The 20,593-nt window shown below is 27.7% G+C and carries 18 protein-coding genes and 1 pseudogene; 2 read left to right on the top strand and 17 right to left on the bottom strand.

Annotated features, from left to right (window positions below):
• Positions 1–4: 4 nt before the first annotated feature.
• From KQ44_RS11520 to KQ44_RS11445, 16 genes and pseudogenes are all read right to left on the bottom strand, one after another.
• Positions 5–1,879, bottom strand: a complete 1,875-nt coding sequence (locus KQ44_RS11520; RefSeq protein ID WP_096737530.1) for a methyl-accepting chemotaxis protein — start codon at positions 1,877–1,879, stop codon at positions 5–7.
• A gap of 155 nt (positions 1,880–2,034) precedes the next feature.
• Positions 2,035–2,241 carry a hypothetical protein gene (locus KQ44_RS11515; RefSeq protein ID WP_096737529.1) on the bottom strand — a complete coding sequence of 69 codons (207 nt, stop codon included), beginning with the start codon at positions 2,239–2,241 and terminating at the stop codon, positions 2,035–2,037.
• Between the two features lie 2 nt (positions 2,242–2,243).
• Positions 2,244–2,579 (bottom strand): hypothetical protein, encoded by a 336-nt coding sequence (locus KQ44_RS11510; protein ID WP_096737528.1) that lies wholly within the window; start codon positions 2,577–2,579, stop codon positions 2,244–2,246.
• An 18-nt stretch (positions 2,580–2,597) separates the two neighbouring features.
• Entirely contained in the window at positions 2,598–2,855 is a 258-nt protein-coding gene (locus tag KQ44_RS11505) for an endonuclease (RefSeq protein WP_096737527.1), read from the bottom strand.
• A gap of 2 nt (positions 2,856–2,857) precedes the next feature.
• A complete protein-coding gene (locus KQ44_RS11500; RefSeq protein WP_096737526.1) occupies positions 2,858–3,301 on the bottom strand; it encodes a hypothetical protein in 444 nt (147 codons plus the stop codon).
• Between the two features lie 38 nt (positions 3,302–3,339).
• A complete protein-coding gene (locus KQ44_RS11495; RefSeq protein ID WP_096737525.1) occupies positions 3,340–3,951 on the bottom strand; it encodes a glycoside hydrolase family 19 protein in 612 nt (203 codons plus the stop codon).
• A 9-nt stretch (positions 3,952–3,960) separates the two neighbouring features.
• Positions 3,961–6,150 carry a phage tail protein gene (locus KQ44_RS11490; protein ID WP_096737524.1) on the bottom strand — a complete coding sequence of 730 codons (2,190 nt, stop codon included), beginning with the start codon at positions 6,148–6,150 and terminating at the stop codon, positions 3,961–3,963.
• A gap of 190 nt (positions 6,151–6,340) precedes the next feature.
• Positions 6,341–7,201: a phage tail protein gene (locus KQ44_RS11485; protein ID WP_096737523.1), complete on the bottom strand. Its 861-nt coding sequence runs from the start codon at positions 7,199–7,201 to the stop codon at positions 6,341–6,343.
• A gap of 58 nt (positions 7,202–7,259) precedes the next feature.
• Positions 7,260–8,837: a hypothetical protein gene (locus KQ44_RS11480; RefSeq protein ID WP_240516676.1), complete on the bottom strand. Its 1,578-nt coding sequence runs from the start codon at positions 8,835–8,837 to the stop codon at positions 7,260–7,262.
• A gap of 8 nt (positions 8,838–8,845) precedes the next feature.
• A complete protein-coding gene (locus tag KQ44_RS11475; RefSeq protein ID WP_096737521.1) occupies positions 8,846–9,640 on the bottom strand; it encodes a hypothetical protein in 795 nt (264 codons plus the stop codon).
• A gap of 631 nt (positions 9,641–10,271) precedes the next feature.
• The gene (locus KQ44_RS11470) at positions 10,272–12,455 is read right to left on the bottom strand and encodes a methyl-accepting chemotaxis protein (RefSeq protein WP_096737520.1); all 2,184 of its coding nucleotides are present in this window, start codon (positions 12,453–12,455) and stop codon (positions 10,272–10,274) included.
• A 244-nt stretch (positions 12,456–12,699) separates the two neighbouring features.
• Positions 12,700–13,860 carry an iron-containing alcohol dehydrogenase gene (locus tag KQ44_RS11465; RefSeq protein ID WP_096737519.1) on the bottom strand — a complete coding sequence of 387 codons (1,161 nt, stop codon included), beginning with the start codon at positions 13,858–13,860 and terminating at the stop codon, positions 12,700–12,702.
• 476 nt (positions 13,861–14,336) lie between these two features.
• Entirely contained in the window at positions 14,337–14,534 is a 198-nt protein-coding gene (locus tag KQ44_RS11460; protein WP_096737518.1) for a hypothetical protein, read from the bottom strand.
• 213 nt (positions 14,535–14,747) lie between these two features.
• Entirely contained in the window at positions 14,748–15,917 is a 1,170-nt protein-coding gene (locus KQ44_RS11455) for an iron-containing alcohol dehydrogenase (protein ID WP_096737517.1), read from the bottom strand.
• Positions 15,918–16,413: 496 nt separating this feature from the next.
• Positions 16,414–16,764: pseudogene (locus KQ44_RS11450) on the bottom strand (PTS sugar transporter subunit IIA); the annotation flags it as partial.
• Between the two features lie 120 nt (positions 16,765–16,884).
• Positions 16,885–17,805 carry a TonB C-terminal domain-containing protein gene (locus tag KQ44_RS11445; RefSeq protein WP_096737516.1) on the bottom strand — a complete coding sequence of 307 codons (921 nt, stop codon included), beginning with the start codon at positions 17,803–17,805 and terminating at the stop codon, positions 16,885–16,887.
• Positions 17,806–18,862: 1,057 nt separating this feature from the next.
• Between KQ44_RS11445 and rsmI the strand changes: the two genes are divergently transcribed.
• A complete protein-coding gene (gene rsmI, locus KQ44_RS11440; RefSeq protein WP_205676569.1) occupies positions 18,863–19,588 on the top strand; it encodes a 16S rRNA (cytidine(1402)-2'-O)-methyltransferase in 726 nt (241 codons plus the stop codon).
• A 10-nt stretch (positions 19,589–19,598) separates the two neighbouring features.
• Positions 19,599–19,892, top strand: a complete 294-nt coding sequence (locus tag KQ44_RS11435; RefSeq protein WP_013113897.1) for a flagellar biosynthesis anti-sigma factor FlgM — start codon at positions 19,599–19,601, stop codon at positions 19,890–19,892.
• Positions 19,893–20,007: 115 nt separating this feature from the next.
• Here the strand turns inward: KQ44_RS11435 and KQ44_RS15480 are convergent.
• Positions 20,008–20,593: helix-turn-helix transcriptional regulator (locus tag KQ44_RS15480; protein ID WP_276307045.1), on the bottom strand; the 586-nt coding region annotated here is incomplete at its 5' end.

The raw sequence follows: 20,593 nt of genomic DNA, 5'->3' as shown, positions 1-20,593 counted from the left end.
AATATTATTTCACTTTAAAGAAAGCAACCAAATCCTCCAAATGTTTAGCTTGACTAAGAAGCGATTTTGTAGCTGCTGTTGACTGTTCTACCAAGGCAGCATTTTGCTGGGTAATACTATCCATTTTTGTTACTGCTGTATTAACTTGATCAACTCCAGCCTCCTGCTCTACTGCCGTCTGACTGATATCATTCATAATCTGTGAAGTTTCTTCTATCTTAAGCTCAATATTATTAAAAATATCCTGAGAATGTCTAGCCATTTCTGCTGATTTATTTATTTTTTCGTAAATATCTTCTATAAGTAAAGTAATATCTTTAGCTGAAGTTTGAGAGTTTTGTGCTAGATTTCTAACTTCGCTTGCTACTACCGCAAAACCTCTGCCTTGATCTCCTGCTCTAGCTGCCTCTACCGCCGCATTCAAAGCAAGTATATTTGTCTGAAAAGCAATGTCTTCTATAACTTTGGTAATATCCTTAATCTTCGCACTTGCTGCATAGACATCCTCTATCATTTTGGTAGTGTCTCCTATTACAACTCCACCCTCTTTAACGGCATTTTTTGAATCTATCATAACTTTATTTCCGTCTACTGAGTTTTGTGCTGATGATTTTATAGTAGAAGCCATCTCTTCCATAGAAGAAGCTGTCTCTTCCAAACTTGATGCCTGATATTCTGTTCTTTGTGCCAAATCTTCAGTACCCTGATAAACTTCATTAGCAGCATTTGCTATCTCTGAAGAAGCAGCTAATACATCTGTTATAACTGTTACTATTTTATCACGCATTACTTGAAAAGAATGAGAAAGCTCTCCTATCTCATCTTTTCTATCATTTATAGAAGAAGTTATTGAAAAATTACCCTCAGACATCTCTCTTGCCTCTTCAACTATAAATTTCATAGGTTTAATAGTGCCATGTATATACCATATAGTTATAGCTGTAGATACAGCAACTCCTATAATTCCTATAATAATACCTATAAATACCATCTTTCTTCCTGTGGCATATAACAATCTGTCTGTTGTTCTTTCAATCATTACCCATTGTGTAGAAGATAATCTCTTAAAAAAAGCCGATATTGCCTCTCCTTCTCTTATGTAGCTAAGAAGACCTGAATCCTGATTACTAGGTATTACAAAAGATCCTGCTGCCTTAGAAAATAATCTATTTTTATCATTATGATAAACTATATCTAAATCATTATTAATAACAAAAAGTGTCTTTTCACTTGAAAACTGGTCTTTTGAATCTTTCAAACTTTCATCTATAATTTTACCCCAATTCACATACGCTATAAAAGCACCTACTACATTATTATTATCATCTCTTACCCCTTGTAAAACTGGAAGTATAATATAGTCTTCATGATTATATATATTAAATGATAATGCTGTATTATAATTTTTAGAAACAAATGACTGCCATAATGCGGGGTACATTGAAGATATATCCTCTCCTGATTCATCTTTGTTTCCATTGTAGGATTCAATTACTTTTCCGTCTAAACTCAGCATAAACAAATCTACTATATAATCATTATTGTCAAATAATACTGTCATAGTTCTGATAGCTCTGTCCTGAACAGCCTCACTTCTAGTTGACATATATTCTTTTATTGTTGGAATATTAGCATAGGACTCTATAAGGATAGACTGATAAGATAGTATGCTATCTATTAAGGAAGAAAAACCGTTTACTGAAGTTTTAAATCCTGAAGCTGTTACGGCATTTAATTCTTTAGTTGCAAGGCTTATAGATACTGATATTATTATCACAGATAACATAATTATCATTACTATTACCATAAATGGTATTTTAAACATTATACTGTTTAATTTACTCATTTTAAAAGTGCTTGATAGATCTATTTTACTCATAATAATATATTAACCCCACATATAATTATAAAAATTCGCACATATTTTATACAAAAAAACTCTATATGTCAATATAATTTTCATAATTTAATAAAAAATTATGATATATTTACAATATAAAAATAAAGCAGCAGAGTTTAGAAAAAAGAAAAGAATTATTTATTAGTTTGTATATTATACCAATTCTGCCATTCGCTTATTTTCATTAAAGAGCGTTTATATTCATATAAAAAATCTTTTTCAGTTTTTATAATATTAGGCTTATATATTTCTGGCGGATTAGACATAGGAACAGTCACATATTTCACACTAGAACAGCTTACTAAAAATATTAATAATAATAAAAATCTAATTTCTTTCATACTCACTCAAAACTTCTATAATAATTACTTACAATACTATTGAATGATTTGATAGTATCATCACTCAATTTTCTCTCTTCTATAAGATTTATATATTCATCACTTTTTGAAAAAGTTTCTGATATATTAATCTGCTTTTTCCTAAAATCATTATCTTTACTTAAGAATTTATTAGAATATTCCAATTTATATATTTCATTATTTAATTCGCCTATCTCTTTGTTTTTTATATTTAATTTGATATTTAAAGAAGATACATATACAAACAAAGCAATTAGTATCAAAGCCATATAAAAATACTTTGACTTAAGTATATTAATCAATACAGTTATATACATAATAATTTCCTTAAATATTTATTTACTATCTTCTTTACTCTTTTTATCATTTCTAAGTATCTTCAAAAAGCCCCTCAAATCGCTGCCGAAACTCACAGCATTAAGCCCTAGTAAAATTATCACAACTGCTATTGCCTCTTCTTTGGTAACAGTTCTACCTCGCCAAATAAGATTAACAAATACCCATATGCAGCCTAGTAAAAAACTTATTATGCTTGTATATATAGAAAGTTTTTTATTGGCATTATGCTTGTCTGTAAAATTAAATATGCTCATTGTTACCCCATAAACTTATTAGTAAAAAAATATAATGCTGTTATAATACTTCCCAAAGCGGTAATAGTACCTGCTATTGTAATTAATATTTTCATGTATTTTAATATTTTAGTACCTGTAACACTGTCATCTAAATGTTTTTTAATATCTTTTATATCTTCAATAATTCTTTTCTGCTCTTCATTACTTTCATAAATTAAACTTACTCTTTCTTTATTTGTTTCTTTGACCAAAGTTTCTAATTTTTCTAATCTATGATCTATTTTAATCATATCTGATGTAATATTATTTAAATATATTTCATGACTTTTAAGCTGTTCTTTAATTTCATTTATAGTATTTATAAATCCGTTTCCATTTAAAGTACCATCCTCATTAATACCTATTTTATTTTCAACCCTGCTAAGCCTCTTATCAAAAACGGCACTTGCACTTATTCTTGGCATATACTATCTCCTTTATATTCTTAAAATAATAAAAAAAATCATAATAATATTTTTAGAATGCTATCAAATCTCTTTTGTCTGTCTTCAAGTCCGTTGTAGCCACCGTTAATAAGTTTGGTAACTCCTTTCACATCTCCTTTGCGTGCTAATAACCCTAAGCCTTTTTCCTTCCAAAAAAGCAAAGCTATTTCTATCGCAGTATCAGGTTCTTTTGCTAAGTCTGGAGTGTTTACCAAATCAATATTTAATTTTTCCCCATAATATTTATAATTATTTTTTCCAGTAAGCTGAATTATTCCTCTGCCTCTGTATTTGTATCCTTCATCTTGACTATTTCCTAATCTTCCGCCATAAACAAAGTCTCCTATAGCTTTGGCACCTTTAGAGCATAACTCTTTAGCTTTATCCAAACTTCCAACTCTTTTTTTAAATACTTCAAATAAACGTTCTGGCTTATAATTAAAACTCTCTTCAAGCCTTTTATAATTATTGCTTTCATGAGTAGTCTGAGCTAAAAACATAGAAACTTCGTTCTTAGACGACTGTCCGCCTTCGGTGTCTGTAATATCATATTTTTCAAAAGCATTGTTCAAAGGCGCTAACCATTTTTCATTAATGCCTATTTTTATTATTTGTTCTTTAGTTATCATATAAACTCCTTAATTTTCAAGTATAGCTAAACGCCTAACTATTGCCTCTATAGCCTGCTGAACATTATCAACTCCTCTATAAACTGGTTCAAGTGTAGAGTTTTTATCTGGGGTAAGATTAAAGGTAATAGTATCTCCAACTTGTATAGTACTGTCATCTTGATAACTTATAAATAAAATATAAGGAGGTATTCCACTAGAAACTTCATCATTACTGCTTTTATATATTCCAAACTTAATAGGCTTACCATTGCTTGAAGTTATACCATTTGTATTTTGTATATTGACTGTCCCAGATGATACATTAAAATAATTCTCTATAATAGGACTATAAAAACAAATGCTATTTCCAGCTCCTTCTTTTAAAGTATATGAACCTACAAATTTAACCTCTCCATTATTTTCTAATAATTCAAAATGATAAAAATCTGTTATTGTCTGTGAAGACATAAAAGCAAAACTATAACCAAATAAATATCTATCTATATTTCTTAATAATCTGTTTTTTATATTTAAAGATACATAAGTTGGATATTTTCCATTAATTATTAGAGAACTGTCATCTATTGTTTTTATTATCATACCGCCTGAAAAAACAGCAAATTTAAATTGCTTATTAGGTATTATTTCTCCATCTTGGTTTTTTACTATTATCTCCCCTTCTTCTGCTTCATACAAAAAATCAGTTTCAAAACTTGAAGTTTTAAAATACGATAATTCAAAAAACTGAGCTAATAAATAATAGTCTTTATTCGTATCTTTAGTAGAAAATATACTAATAACACCTATACCATTATTTATTGGAAGAGTTTGAACATCATTAATAGTTATATAATAATCATTATTTTCTTTATGTATACTCCCTTCTATAGTATAATCTCTTCCGTCATTGCCATATATAATAGTATTATCAGATATAATCTCTTTAAACTTTGGAAAATCATAACCTGCTAATTGCTGTAACTGTGCGTTGGTATTATCAAAACTTACATCTATTGCTTCACTTGACCCGCTTCCTTCACCTGTACTTATTAAAGAGCATTTGCTTATATCCGTATTCCAATTTGAAGAAGTAAAGTCTTCATTTACTTTATATATCTTTTCATTATTAATAATTAAATCATTTATAAAGTATAAAGTTCCTGTTATGTACTCTTTATTTACTCCGCCATTTACACTGATTTTATTTCCATTTAAATCAATATTATTTCCTGCTATTAAACTATCCTGCTTACCTGATTTTAATTTCTCTATTGCCTTTTGAACTGTATTAGTATTATTTCCAAAACCTGAATTAGCATCATCATAAAAAGTATTATCTGCTTTTATCAATGTTTCTATTTTTTCTTGTATACTGTCCCAAATAGGATTTTCTATATCTTCAAACACTTTATACAAAATATTATCTTTTATAACTATTTGATTTTTATATATTTTAGTTATTCCGTCAAACCAAATAATCATATCCTGTAATGGTTTTAATAATCCATTTAAATTAGTTAATACTCCGCTTGACTGATTATATAAAAAATCCTCTTGAACTATAAAAAAATTATTATTATACTCTATTAATTCATTAGCTTTATAGCTATTATCAAGTTCTAATTTCTTAAAAGGAGTTATCAAGCTGCAGTTGTTTTTTATATAATAGTCTGTACTGTCGCCTGTAAAATCTTTAAAAACTCTGTATAGATAGCCTTTATATTTTATTATGTCATTAGCTTTATAATCAGTACTTTCATAATAATTTTTTATAGGATAATTAATATCAAGAGTGTTTAACTTTTTAGCTATCTCATCAAACATAAATGCTGAAAAAGTGCTACTATAAGTTGTTACTGTAAAATCAAATTTTTTATTTAAATCAATTGGCGGAAAGAAAACTATACTCTTAAAATCAAGTTCATTTCTTATCAAATATACTTCATTGTCTTTAACTTCTACAGTTTGTAAATCTTCAAGACTTTCTAAAACTTGAGGATAAACTTTTATACTGTCTATTAAAAACTCCATTTCTTCAACTGCCCCATCAACAGCATAACCAATATCCGCACAAAAAAGCCTCTCTCCAGAAAAAACTTTTATCTGTACATTATCAGCATTAAGTAAAAATCCTCCCGAAACTGTTTTAAGCTCAAAAGTTTTATCGCTTATTTTATATTGAAAAGGAGCTTGTATATTATTTTCATTAAGCTTCATTTATAATACTTCCTTCATTTTTTTATTTATTATTTTTTTACTATATTTTATTTAAGACTATTAATATTATTAGAAAATATTTTTGAATATACTATTAATTAATAGAATAAAAAAGAATTGCTGCAAATATAAATTTTAAATATAATAATTGAAAAATTTAATTTTTTATAATCTTATTCAAACAAAAAAATCAATTTTTATACCTTACCAAAAAATATAAATGAGCAGTTATAGTATTATCAGTATTATTTTTCATTCCTAATACTGGTTTACTGCCCAATATAGGAAACCATTTTAAATTAGGAAGCCCAGCCTGATATAATCCCACATTTTGTTCAAACTCGCCACCATAATAATTTTTTGACAGCCAGCCTATAAATGGTGCTTTATCATTACTAAAACTATTATAAAGTCCAAACTCACCTGTATAATTACTTCCGCCTATATAACCTGATACTTGCAAATACTCTAAATCATCTCTCCAAGTTAATGCCCACTCCTGTGTACCAGTTCCTGTTTTTGTTATAGTTTCTTTTATTATAAAAGCAGAATTATTTTTTATACTCTCTATCATACTATTAATCTCCTCTATATATGAAGGAACACCAACTGTCCTTTCAAAAATATCATTGAGAACACCTGAAGTTATTGAAGTAGTTATAAAACGCCCTCTCACTATCTTTAGTTTTTTCCCTTTATAAATACTATTTAAAAAATAAGTTCCTCTTAGAGAGTCTTTATTAAACCAAAATATCTGTCCCTCTTGAGGCATATATTTATTATTTGCTATCTCTCCTATAACATTAACCAAATCAGCTATTTTTGTATTATCATCATATATTTCAAATGTACAGTCATTAAGAAAAGCAAGAGAATTAGTTAAAAGCCCTGTTGATACTGAGGTATATCCTGCATTCTCAAAAGGCTCATCATTTGGTATTTCAAAATATAGATTTTCTGCTGTATAAAGAGAGTTTTCATCTGTAAATGGATTGTATGTATTTGCAAGTCCAAAATAATTTAATATAGTTCCTTTAGTGCTTGATATCATAAATATTTACTCCTATTATTGAAACTTATTCATTTAAACTTATTGCTTCAATGTTAGCTTAATAATCACCACAGCTTAAAAGTTTTTCAAGATTCTTTCTTTTCTCTTCCTGATTATATAAATAATTTGTGAGTTTTATATTCATCTTTGATAATTCCAAATCTATATTAAGAGCATTATTTTCAAATTTATAATCAATAGTACGTATATTCATATCTGTAATTCTTGAAGCAACATCAAAAAAACAAATAAACTTTTCATAAAGTATATTGCCCCTCTCTGAAGTTATTATTATATCTCTTTTATCATAGCCTCTTACATCAAATACTCCAAAACCATTTTGAAAATACTTTCTTTGAAAATGATTTTTATCTTCTATTTGAAACACTGCTGAAATATTTTTATTCTCTTCTCCTTCAATTCCGTTTGAGAAAAATATTACTATCTTTGTAATATTATAACTTTGGTTACAAATCTCTTTATAGTATCTGTCTATATCTGTGAGTGTTACTGACTGCTGCTGTTTATAATTAGGATATTTTCTGTATTCTATACTCTCATCAATATCTATTATATCCGATGAATAAACTTCATTTAATGAGCTTTCTGCTATTGTAAAATCATTAAAATCTATAATCTGATAAAAGTTATTAGTAGGTTTTAATATGCACTCTACGCATTCATTAATATTCAAATCATTATTTTTACTGTTTAGTCCTTTTATTTTTACGGTCTCTTTTTTTGATTGACTAGTTAAAAACTTATAGGCAAACTCATAAGCTAAATCATAATTCTCTAATTTGTATTCTATCTCAAATATATCCGTCTTTATACCTATTTCATTTTCCAAAGGGATGGCAGGATAAAGTTCATCAGCACCTACTATTTTTGGAAGAGTTCTGTATACTTCTTTTTCAATTCCTTCATCATCTGTAATGGTGTCTTTCATCTTTATAATATAACGGCTTACCAAATCGGCAGAATCCTCTTCATAATCACTCTCTGAAAAATCGTTATTATGCCAATTTAATTTTCTGCTTGGTATATCAGAAAACTCTTTAAAATAAAAATACCCGTCAAAATTTACTCCCCAGCACCAAGTATCAGACATACTCTCTTCAACCTCATCAAGTATATCCGAAATATTTTTTCCGCTGAAAGACATTGTTATTTTTTTATCATTATTAAGAGCAATATTTTTTTCATCAAATATTATGCCCATCTCTTCAATCTTTTCTCTTAATGATAAAACTATATCCAATGCTCCTTTAGTAGACTCTAATATCAAATCACCCTGTATATACTGATAAAGAAGTTTTCCCCATATAGGTATAATACTCAAATTAAGTCCTGCATTATCTATGCTTTCAATATATCCTGCAAATCTTTTTTTTCCGTTAAGATAATATTCTACTTTATCATTAATACTAAAATAATTTAAAGGCATACTGAAACTTACTTTGCTAGTATCGCCTCCTCTTTTATTAACTATAAACTCATAGCTTAAGTAACTATTATAAGCATTCTCTGCATATATATTATCATTAATCTTTATATAGTTGCCGAACTCTTCAAAACCTACATAAGGACTAGGAGGAAGTTTATATATTTTATTTCTTAAAAAATGATAAGGCATTTTTCTCATTATATTAAAATACCTCTCTTATATCTTACTAAAGCTTTAATGCATGTCTGATTAGTTTCTAAATAAAAAACATTATTTCCAACATTAAGTTCAGGCTGAATACCTTTATAATTATAAGCAACACCATTTATATTTAGTCTCTCTCCGTCAAAGTCTATATTATAAACTCCGTTTCTTAATTCTGCATAACACTGTATGCCGAAATTATCTCTATTAGCAAATAAAAACTCTAAAACTCCTCCAACAACTATAAACTCCAAATTAAAACATAAAGGAACTGGAACTAAACTTAATGACTTATAATTAATATCCTGCTTATTATCCTCTGTAACGGAAATCTCATACTCCTCTTCTTTTTGTCTTAAAAATACTTTATCCAATGCCTCAAGTGCAATGTCTACTACTCCCAAATTATTTATATACTTAATATTATATCCGCCTACAGATTTAATAATATATTCTGCCTCATAAATCTCATCTTCAAAAATAGTCCTTATAAAATATCTTTTAATATTGCTTGATAGTATCATACTTGTATATTTAGCATATTGATCCTCTATTTTAACCCAAGTACCTAAATCATTTTTATATTCATAAATTGGTATACTTATATTAAAACTTCTGCCACTTGAAATACTGCCTATCCCTGTTTTTATAGAATAGGCTCTGTTTCCGTCTGATGTTTTATAGTCCGTTTTTATATCATCAGCTTTTATACTTTGGGCTTCGCTTATAATATCAAAAATATCTTCTGAATACTTATCCCTTACAATTAACTGAAAATTAAAAGACATAAATAAAAACTCCTAAAATATACTTATATCAATATATTATTAATAAAAAATATAAGTTATTATAAGTATATAAGAATTTCTATGATTATAATTAAGTATAAAAAAGTGCAAAATTAAATTACGCTTTGGGTGGGTGCACTTTTTGAAGTACAGGCTTATAGATTTAATTAAATCAAATTAATAAAATAAAGTGTTTAAAATCTAAAATGGCGGGATTAAATTAAAGTTTAAAAATTTTTTCTCACTCCCACCCTATAAATTCTTTAATTCTATTTGTTATTTATAGCTTATTTTTATATCTTTACTTTAACTGTTATTCTGGCTGCCCACCCAAGTGTTTTTTAAATTTACAATATTTTTCAACGCACGTTTAATCGATTCTTATATATAAAATAAATTAAAATTATAGATTAAGTTATATTAAAAAAATATGTTCTACGTGCGTGATTAAAAGTGCAAATTTAAATACTGCTTGGGCGGGTGCACATTAAGAAATATAAACCTATAGATTTAATAAAAACATATTAAAAAAATAAAACTTTTAAATATAAATGGGCGGGAATTAGAAAAAAGTTAAAAATAAAAAAGCACCGAGTATTAATACCCGATGCCTTTTAATTATTTTAATCAATTAAAAAGAAGCAAAACCGTCATCTGTCATCTCATTTGAAGTAGAAGAATAGGTAACACCAAATTCATCATTTCTAACTGTAGGAGAGTTAGTATTTTTACTTTCAAGCTCTCTTGCTTTTGCTACAGAAGGCGGTACTTTTAATTCTGTATTTTTAGATTTAAACTCTTCTTTTTTAGCGGCTTCTTTTTTAACTTCTGATTTTTTTATATCTTTTTTTAATTCTTTATTCTCTAAATTTTTAACAGGTTTAATGCTATCATCAAATTTTTCTTTTTTAGTTTCTGTACTTCCTGCTTTAGCAGTTTTTACTGATTTCTCTTTTGCTAAATCAGCTGCACTTAATTTAAAGAAGCTAACAGTATCTTTAAGAGCATGTGCTTGTTCAAGTAATGATTCTGAAGTATAAGTACTTTCTTGTACCAAAGAAGCATTATGCTGAGTGACAGTATCCATTTCAGCAACGGCTCTATTAACCTGATCAACACCAACCTGCTGCTCCATAGCAGTAGCACTAATATCCTGCATTATCTTAGCTGTATTGTCTATCTTTTCTTGAATATCCATAAATATATCCTGCGACTGACGTGCCGTTTCTGTAGCTTTGTTAATCTTTTCATTGGTATTGTCAACTAAAGCAGTAATATCTTTAACAGATGACTGAGTAGTTTGAGCTAAGTTTCTTACCTCACTTGCTACAACAGCAAAACCTTTACCCTGATCTCCTGCACGTGCTGCTTCTACTGCTGCATTTAATGCGAGTATATTTGTTTGAAATGCTATATCTTCTATTATTTTAGTAATGTTTCTTATTTTTTCACTTGCCTCATAAACTTCTTCTATGTTAAGAGTAGTTTCTGCAATAATTTTTCCAGCACTCTCTACGGCCTCTTTAGAAGTAACCATCATATCATTACCAGCAACAGCATGATCGGTGGAAGATTTTATTGTAGAGGCCATCTCCTCCATAGATGAAGCTGTTTCCTCTAGGCTTGCCGCCTGTGATTCTGTTCTTCTTGAAAGATCCGCATTTCCCTGTGCCAATTCCTGAGCTGCTTTTACTATATTATTTGAAGCTGTATTAACTTCTGTAATTGTTTCTGCAAGTTTCTTACGCATACTTAAAAAAGACCTTGATAAAGCACCTATCTCATCTTTCCTAGGTTTTATACGCTGCTTAATATTGCTTAAATCACCTCTCTCTATCTCTTCAGCTTCTTCTACAACTATCTCAAGAGGTTTAGTGATAGTAGATATAAATATACTTACAAATACAGCAACTACTATAATAGATATAATTCCTATTATAATACTTGCGATTATCAATTTGGCATTTTGTTCGTATATTTCATAATCCATCATAGCAAGTGCTATAATCCAAGGTCTGCTCTTCATTTTATAATATGCAGCTGTTCTTTTTTGCCCTTCTACATCATAACTAATTATACCGCTTCCAGCACCGCTAAATGCCTGTTTGTATATAGGATTTATCTGCATCACTGCTATATTTTCATATTTGGAATCCATTATATTATAAAGGTCTTCACTCGTTATAAAAAGTCCGCCTGTTTTACCTAAATCTATATTAGAAAAATGTGTCTGATGAAGTACAGCCCAATCTAAAAGTACATATATATATCCTACATTTTGATTATTACTGCCTTTAACAAGTTTAATAGCAGGCATAGCCCATTTTTCTGTAATGTCAGATTGTATCAATTTATCTCCATATACAATACTATCATTATTAGACGAAACTTTAGACCAAGCAGCTGGAATATAATCACTCAAATTTCTTCCTACTAGTGAAGATGATACAGAATCTGAAACTATGCGTCCATTCATATCAGCAACACCAATATTGATTATATATAAATTATTACTCTTAAAATTCTTTATTGTACTTAATAGTAATTCTGAAGGTGTAGCTTCATTGCCTTCTAAATATCTTACAACTACAGGAGTTACAGAATATGTATTTATTAAAGAACTTTCAAGCCCAAACCAAGTATCTAAAACAGAAGCATATCCTGCTATAGTACTGTTGAATCCCCCCAATTTACTTGAACTAATACCAGAACTGGCTATTCTTATTGAAGATATCAACATAACTACTATTATTACAACTACTATCAAACATATAACAAAAGGCATTCTAAATGCTAAACTATTTATTTTCTTCATATATTATAACTCTTCTCCAAAAATACAAATTCATTTTCAAATAAATGTTATTATATTAATAGTAACAATTAATTAAAATTTTTGATACAGAAATTATATAATTTAACAAATTTTTTCAATATTTCAATTTATTTTTATAAAAAATATTATAAATATAAGACATATATTAATACTAAAAAGTTTTAATAAAATAAAAGCCGCAATAAAAATATACTGCAGCTTTTTATCGGAAAATTATATAATATTACTTATATGATTTTTCTAATATGCTCAATACTTCATCATCTGTAAAATTATGAGGATCGCATTCAAATAAACCTCCCATAGCAAATCTGGCATTTTTAGCTATAGCAGGCAAATCTTCTTTTTTCATATCATAATCTGAAAGTTTCAAATTATCAACTCCGCATGCTTTTTGTAAATCAACTAATGCATCCACAAAATCCATTGGTTTGCTTGCATCTTTCTTACCCAAAGCTCTAGCCATATTTATCATTTTCTCATCGCGTACTTTAGCATTAGCTATAGATGTATAATATTCTTTGCTTATAATGATAAGTCCTGCACCATGTTCAAGTTTAGGATAATAAGCACTCATAGCATGTTCAATAGAGTGTTCTACTGTGCAGCTTGATACACTTTCAACTATTCCAGATAAAGTATTTGCCATTGCAACATCTTCTCTAGCCTGCATATTGTTTCCGTCTTTAACGGCATTAGCCAAACTCTTACCTATAAGCTCCATAGCTTTCAAAGCAAATAAATCGCTCATCTCGCTAGCCATTTTATTAAGATATCCTTCTGTACTATGAAATAAGGCATCAAAACCCTGATATGCTGTAAGTTTTGGAGGAACAGTTTTCATAAGTTCTGGGTCTACTATAGAAAGATAAGGATAACTTTTATCATAACCGAAACCTATTTTTTCATTTCCATTTGTGATAACAGTCCAAGGATCGGCTTCTGTTCCAGTACCTGCAGTTGTAGTTATAGCTACTACTGGAAGAGGATCATTAGGTATAGCTTTTCCTTTACCAGTACCGCCGAATATATAATCCCAATAATCGCCTTCATTTGCAGCCATTATAGCTATAGATTTAGAAGAGTCTATACTGCTTCCGCCGCCTATTCCTATAATAAAATCACAGTTTTCTTTTTTTGCTAAAGAAGCTCCTTCCATAACATGGTCTTTTATAGGATTAGGAAGTATTTTATCAAATAAAACATAATTAACATTTGCTTTATCTAATTCTTCTTCCAATCTTTTTAAATATCCGTATTTTTTTATAGAAGTTCCGCCTGTTACTATCAATGCTTTTTTACCGGGTAATTTTTGCTGATGAAGTTTGGATAAAGAACCGCTTCCAAATATTACCCTGCTAGGCATATAAAAATTAAAATTCATATTACTACCCCTTAAATTTAATACAAAATTATTATGTTTACTATTATACAACGCTATAAAATTTAAATCAAATATACATTATGAAATTGTTTACATATTTTAAAATAAAAAACCCCAAGCATTATATAATAACACTTGGGAACTTATTATATAAATAAAATAGATATTATTTCACTATAATCTCATCTACTTTTATCTTACTTAAATTCAAAATAGGTAAATCTATAGGAGGAAGTTTTGCCATAACAGAAATCTGAGCTACTATTGGTCTTAAATATGAATATAATATAGAAGCTAAATTTGGGAATAATTTTTCATCTAATTCATTTTCATAATCAAATAAACCAATTACATATGCCTGAATAACGCCAATATTTATTTCATTATCGTTATCATCTTTTTGTAAAAGTTTTAGCTGTATGCCAAAATTAAATTGTATAGAACTATTTTCTGATTTTATTTTTTGATATGAGGCATTAAAACCTATCAGTACATATTAAATTATTTGTCAAATAATTTTTAGCTATTAGATAAACTCCGTAATACCACCTCGATATTATTATATGCCTTAAATCATTGTTATTTATATTAATAGCAATATGGTCTGATACAAAGTTAAAATTGTTATACAGATAATTAGCTATAGCTATGTTTACCTCGCCTCTTTTCTTCATAAAAAGATATCCTAATTATATTGATATCGGCAAAAAACATATATACAAATATAATAAAAAATATAAGTATATATAATTATAGTATACCTATATTAACAAAATTGTCAAGGAACTAAAGTGTACTTATATGCAAAAAAGTATTTATTCCTATATAAAAAACCCCAAGCATTACATAAATAATACTTGGGGAAAACTATGATTAGAATATATTAATTAAAAGTTAACATCGTTTCCATAATAAGCTGCTTCTAATACTTTTTTCATATTAGCTTCATCTGTTTCTCTTGGGTTAGAACCAGTACAAGGATCAGTTACAGCATTTTTAGCTATACTGTCGCATTTTTGTTTGAAGTGTTCATCTGTTACTCCATTTTCTTTATAAGTTTGTTTAATGCCTAATTTAGCATTTAACTCTTTTACCTTTTTAACTAATGAAGCTGTAAGTTCAACATCAGTATTACCAGAAAGTTTAAGCATTCTAGCTATATCAGCAAATCTGTCAGCACAAACTTTTGAATTGTACTCTATAACATAAGGAAGAAGTATAGCATTGCATCTTCCATGTGTGATGTGGAATTCTGCACCTGTTTTATGGGCCAAACTATGAACTATACCAAGTAAAGCATTTGAGAAAGCCATACCAGCTAAACATTGGGCAACATGAAGTTTTGCTCTTCCTTCTTTATCACCTTTAACTGCTTTTTCTATATTATGTACTATCATGTAAATAGCTTTCATAGCCAAAGCATCTGTTATATCAGTTCTAAGTGATGCAACATATGCTTCTATAGAGTGAGTAAGTGCGTCCATACCAGTATCCGCAGAAACTGTCTCTGGCATTGTCATAGGTATTGAATAATCAAGTATAGCAATATCTGGAGTAATTTCAAAGTCTGCTAATGGATATTTTATGTTTGTAGAGTAGTCAGTTATAACTGAAAAAGCTGTAACTTCTGAAGCAGTACCGCTTGTAGAAGGTATGGCTGCAAATATAGCTTTTTTTCTAAGTTTAGGCATAGTAAAAGGAGTCTTAATATCATCAAATTTTTTCTCTGGATATTCATAGAAAACCCACATAGCTTTAGCAGCATCAAGAGCAGAACCTCCACCTAAAGCTACTATCAAATCTGGGTTAAACTCTCTCATAGCCTCAGCACCTTTATAAACTGTTTCTATAGAAGGGTCTGGTTCAACACCGTCAAAAATTTTCACTTCCAAACCAGCTTCTTTTAATATCTTTTCGCATTTGTCAAGGAAGCCTCCTCTTTTCATAGAAGAGCCACCAGTAACAATTATTGCTTTTTTATGACCTTGTAAGTTTTTTAATTCTTCCATAGCGTTATCGCCATAGTATAAATCTCTAGGAATAGTAAATCTTGACATTTTTTAATCTCCTAAAATATCATCTTATTGTTCTTAATTATAACATTTATAAACATAATGTCAATAATATTATCATCAAATACATACATTTTTTAATATAAAATTTATATAATATATCATTCTTTTTAAATTTATTATACAATTAATATTTATTATATAATAATAAATATTATTATTATAGAAAAATACATTTTAAATGTATAAAATAAGGTATAAAATATTGAATGAATTATAAATTAAACTTTTATATAAACATCTAATAATATATCTGTTTCAAAATATTTAATTTTTACAAACATGATGTATTATATATTGTATAAGTTATATATTTAATATATATAAATGCAGTTATTTATCCCGCCTACAATATAGTCAAAAAGAACTGTAAATGACTATAAAGATAGAGCTATAATTAAAAAAATATTAAATAAAAAAACTATATATTAAAAAATTGAGTTTTGAAACAAGTCTAATATAATTTTTTTAATAAATAAAATTAACGATATGGTTTTAAAACGTATTTTATCATAAATAATATTTTTTCTTCATCTCCTATTTTTGCATTTCTTATAGTTTTCTGAAGCTCTTCATCTCGTATAATAAGATCTACTAACATTAATAAATCAATAAACTCATAATTAGCATCGAGAGTAGCAAATATAGAATAAGCTAAATCAATATTTTCATCAGAATTATACTCTACAGTTTTTTTAATAGACTCTAATCTTGCATGCGGCATAGCTGTCATATCTGATATTACAGTGTTTCCATCTTCTTCCCTATTATATAATCCCTCTTTTATCAATTCAGCATTATAACTTGGTTCAAACTCTAAAATCTTTTTGGATAAAAAATCAAATAATTACTCTTTAGAGGAAGATTCATTTTCTAAGAATATGCTTTCATTAGCAATAAAACTCATAATAATTTCCTAAATAAAATAATAAAGAACAAATTAAAAAATTAATTAATCCCTGCTGAAATTTTGATATATAAATTTAAATGGAATATATATTTTACCGTTTTCAGCATAGTCATTCCATAAACCTTGAGGCGGAGGTTTTAATTTTTTAGCATACTCTATTGCTTTGGAACATGAGTTATCAAGGCTTGTTTGTCCGTTTTCTGATTTCTTTAAAAATTTTTCAAATAGTATATTACCTTCTTCATCTATAGATATTAAAACCTCAACTTCATCTGTTCTTATAAGTCCCAAATAATGTGCCTGATTAGGTATAGTAAGATACCAAGAATCTCTTATAGAACTTACCAAAGCATAAAAATACCAGAAATATTCCTGAGCCTTTGTTCCAAGCTGTATACTTCCAGTTTCACTTGAAAATACAACGGCTCTATCAGCACCCTCTTCAAAAGAAGCTGGAATTTTAGTATCTCCCTTCATACCAGGATTTTTAGGCTTATATGTTTCTATATTGTCTCTGCTTGTTTCCCTTCCTAATTCTTTTCTCTGATTCTGATTTTGCAATGTATTATTATTATTAAAGTTTTGATTAGGTCTTCTCTCTACTACAGGGCTGTTAGCTCCGTCCCCAAGAAATGAAAAAACAGAGGTATCTGAAAAAGTTTTTGAAGGTTTAACATCAGTTTGACCTTTAGACCTCAAAGTTTTATCAGATGCAAAAGGTGTATCTTCTTTGCTTTCTTCCTCTTCTACTTCAGGGGTTTCTACTAAGAACATATAATCATCTTTTTTAGTATCTTCTTCAGCTTCTTGCTTAGCCTTCTCATATGCAAACACATCCTGCATTATTGAAGTATTAATAAAGCTGAATATAAAGACATGCAGTATAAGTGATACTATAACAGAAAATATTATATCTTTTCTTTTAATTATTTTTTGTTTAAACTCTTTAATTATTTCTTTCATAAATATAATAAAGCTATAATTTAGTATAAGTATAATTTTATACTAATTAGTATAATTTACAATATTAATTTTATAATAAATTTAAACATATTAAATTGCTAAAGATTAAAAATTGTTTCACGTGAAAAATAGTACTTTAATAAATTATACTTGTTTTAAAACTATTTGAAAAATAATTTCATAAGTTTGTTATTTTATATTAAAATTACACAATATAAATTATTATAACAATAAATGTTTTACATGTTGGCTATATAAATGAAGTTCTTTAACATGCCTACTGTATGTAGAGCTAGGTATACTGTGTATGGTTATTTTATACCACACCATACATAATGGTACTTCCTTAAGGTCGAGAATGAATAGCTGTCATAAAAGAACTGGGTGTGGCACGAATATGTAACTTAGCAGCAAAGCCTCAACCATTATTAAAAAACTATTATTAACAAATTGATTTTTGAAACAAGTATAATATTTAAGTCTTCAATTTTTGTACTTTTTCCCGCCGCAAAAAGTACAAGTATAAAATAATACTAAATAAAACATAAATTTTATTTGCATAAAGCTGCAAGAGATGTTCTGTAACTTATTGTCATTATTAGCTTGATAACTCTTACATAACGGTATTTCATGCGTTCTCATAATTACTACCGCCATAAAAGAATTTTGATGTAGCACAAATATAATTATTAAAATTTACAATATATAAATATTTAGTATATTTAATCAGTATATTATATAATTTTACTAATTTATAAAAGACTATGTGGCAGTACATTAAAGATACAATTTGTTTCACGTGAAAACTTACAATTTATTAATCCATATTAATATAAAAATGTACTTAAATCAATGTTTCACATGAAACATTTTTAATCACACTAATATTGTATTAATCAAAAATTAATATATAATTAAATTAATAAAATATAGGAGAAGCACTATCAAAAATAATAAATACAATAAATATAATGATAATGAAGAAATAAATACTAATATAAAAACTGATGATGAGTTTGTAGAAGAAATTATCAATAATGAAAACAATAAAAATGAAGTGGAAAACAGTGTTATTTATGTTGTAGCAACCCCTATAGGAAATATAGAAGACATTACTATAAGAGCTTTAAAAATATTAAGAAATGTTGACTTCATACTAGCTGAAGATACAAGAGTTGCTATGAAACTTCTTAACTTCTATAAAATAAAAAATAAATTATTCTCATATCATAGCCATTCTTCTGAATACAGAATTAATGAATATATCGATGAAATATTAAAAGGAAAATCAGCAGCCATTATAAGCGATGCAGGTACTCCTTGTATAAGCGACCCTGGTGTAAGCATTATAAAAATAGCTATTGAGAAAAATATTAAAATAGTGCCTATAGGAGGAATATCTGCTTTTACTTCCCTACTCTCTGTTTCAGGACTTTCTGGAAATACTCTATTTGTAGGTTTCCTTTCTAATAAATCTGGAAAAAGAAAAAACCAATTAAAAGACTTGTACTTGAATCATAAAACTATAATTGTAATATATGAATCTGTTTACAGAGTCAAAGAATGCCTTGAAGATATTGTTAACATATTCGGAGAAAAAACGGATATTGTTATCGGAAGAGAATTAACTAAACAATTTGAGCAAATTATAAGGGCAGAAGCTAAAAATATCCTTGATTTTTTTACAGATGGTAGTATACTAACTAAAGGTGAATTTTGCATTATTATTGATAATAGAAAATCTAAAGTATGCGAAGCTAATGCCGAAAATAATCTTATGTAAGGAGTCAGTTATGACAATTGATAAAATAGGCGGCACATCAAATATACAACAAAAATCTAATATTAAATATAATGAAAAAGTTTCTAAAATGGGTTCAGATAGAATAGAAATTTCTAACGAATCTAGAATAGCTTTGCAAAATGAAAAACTAGTTAATATTATTAAAGAAGCTCCTGATGTAAGAGAAGAAAAAATAGCCGAAGCTAAAAAAAGACTTGAATTATATATGCAAGATGGTGCCTTAAGAGAAGAAGTTTTGAACTCCCTTGCTAATTCTATTATAGATTCTATGCCTTTAGATTGATTTTATAATAGTTTTGAGAAGCTCTAACTCTTCTAAAAATAGTAAGTTAGTAAACTTACTATTTTTTTCAAAGTCCTAGTTATCATAAGTAAATAAAATTTGAATATACTATTCTTCATTTTGTAAATTTGTTTACAAGCTCTACCCTATTTTTTACTCCTGATTTTTCATATATATTGGCAACATGATTATTAACTGTATTTAAAGATATATCAAGTATTAATGATACTTCTTTATTAGTTTTACCATCTAGAAGATACGATAATATTTCCCTCTCTCTTTTAGTCAAATTTACTGAGTTTTCTACATTTTCAATATTAGTATTTTTATTTGTTTCATCTATAGTATTATTATCTAATTTAGTATTTGAACTATTAAAAATATTCTTGCTCTTTACTATATTTATAAAATACCAAGACAAATATCCAAGCATAACCAAATTCCACCATATATAGAATAGCACTAAAGTTATATCCATAGAGCCTATATCAGCAGCTTCTCTTCTATATACTATAAGCTGATATATCAAAACTGGATATATTATAATGGTTATAATGCCTAATATTTTAACTATAAACTTTATTGTTTTATCTTCTATTCTCTTATAATTAAAAACACCTATTACAAATATTACTATTATAGAAACATAAAATATTATACTGCTTATAATATATATATCAAACCTTGTGAGTATTCCTAAT

Source organism: Brachyspira sp. G79 (genome assembly GCF_002379365.1).
Taxonomy (GTDB): domain Bacteria; phylum Spirochaetota; class Brachyspiria; order Brachyspirales; family Brachyspiraceae; genus Brachyspira.
This window is presented reverse-complemented; position numbering and strand designations above follow the sequence as displayed.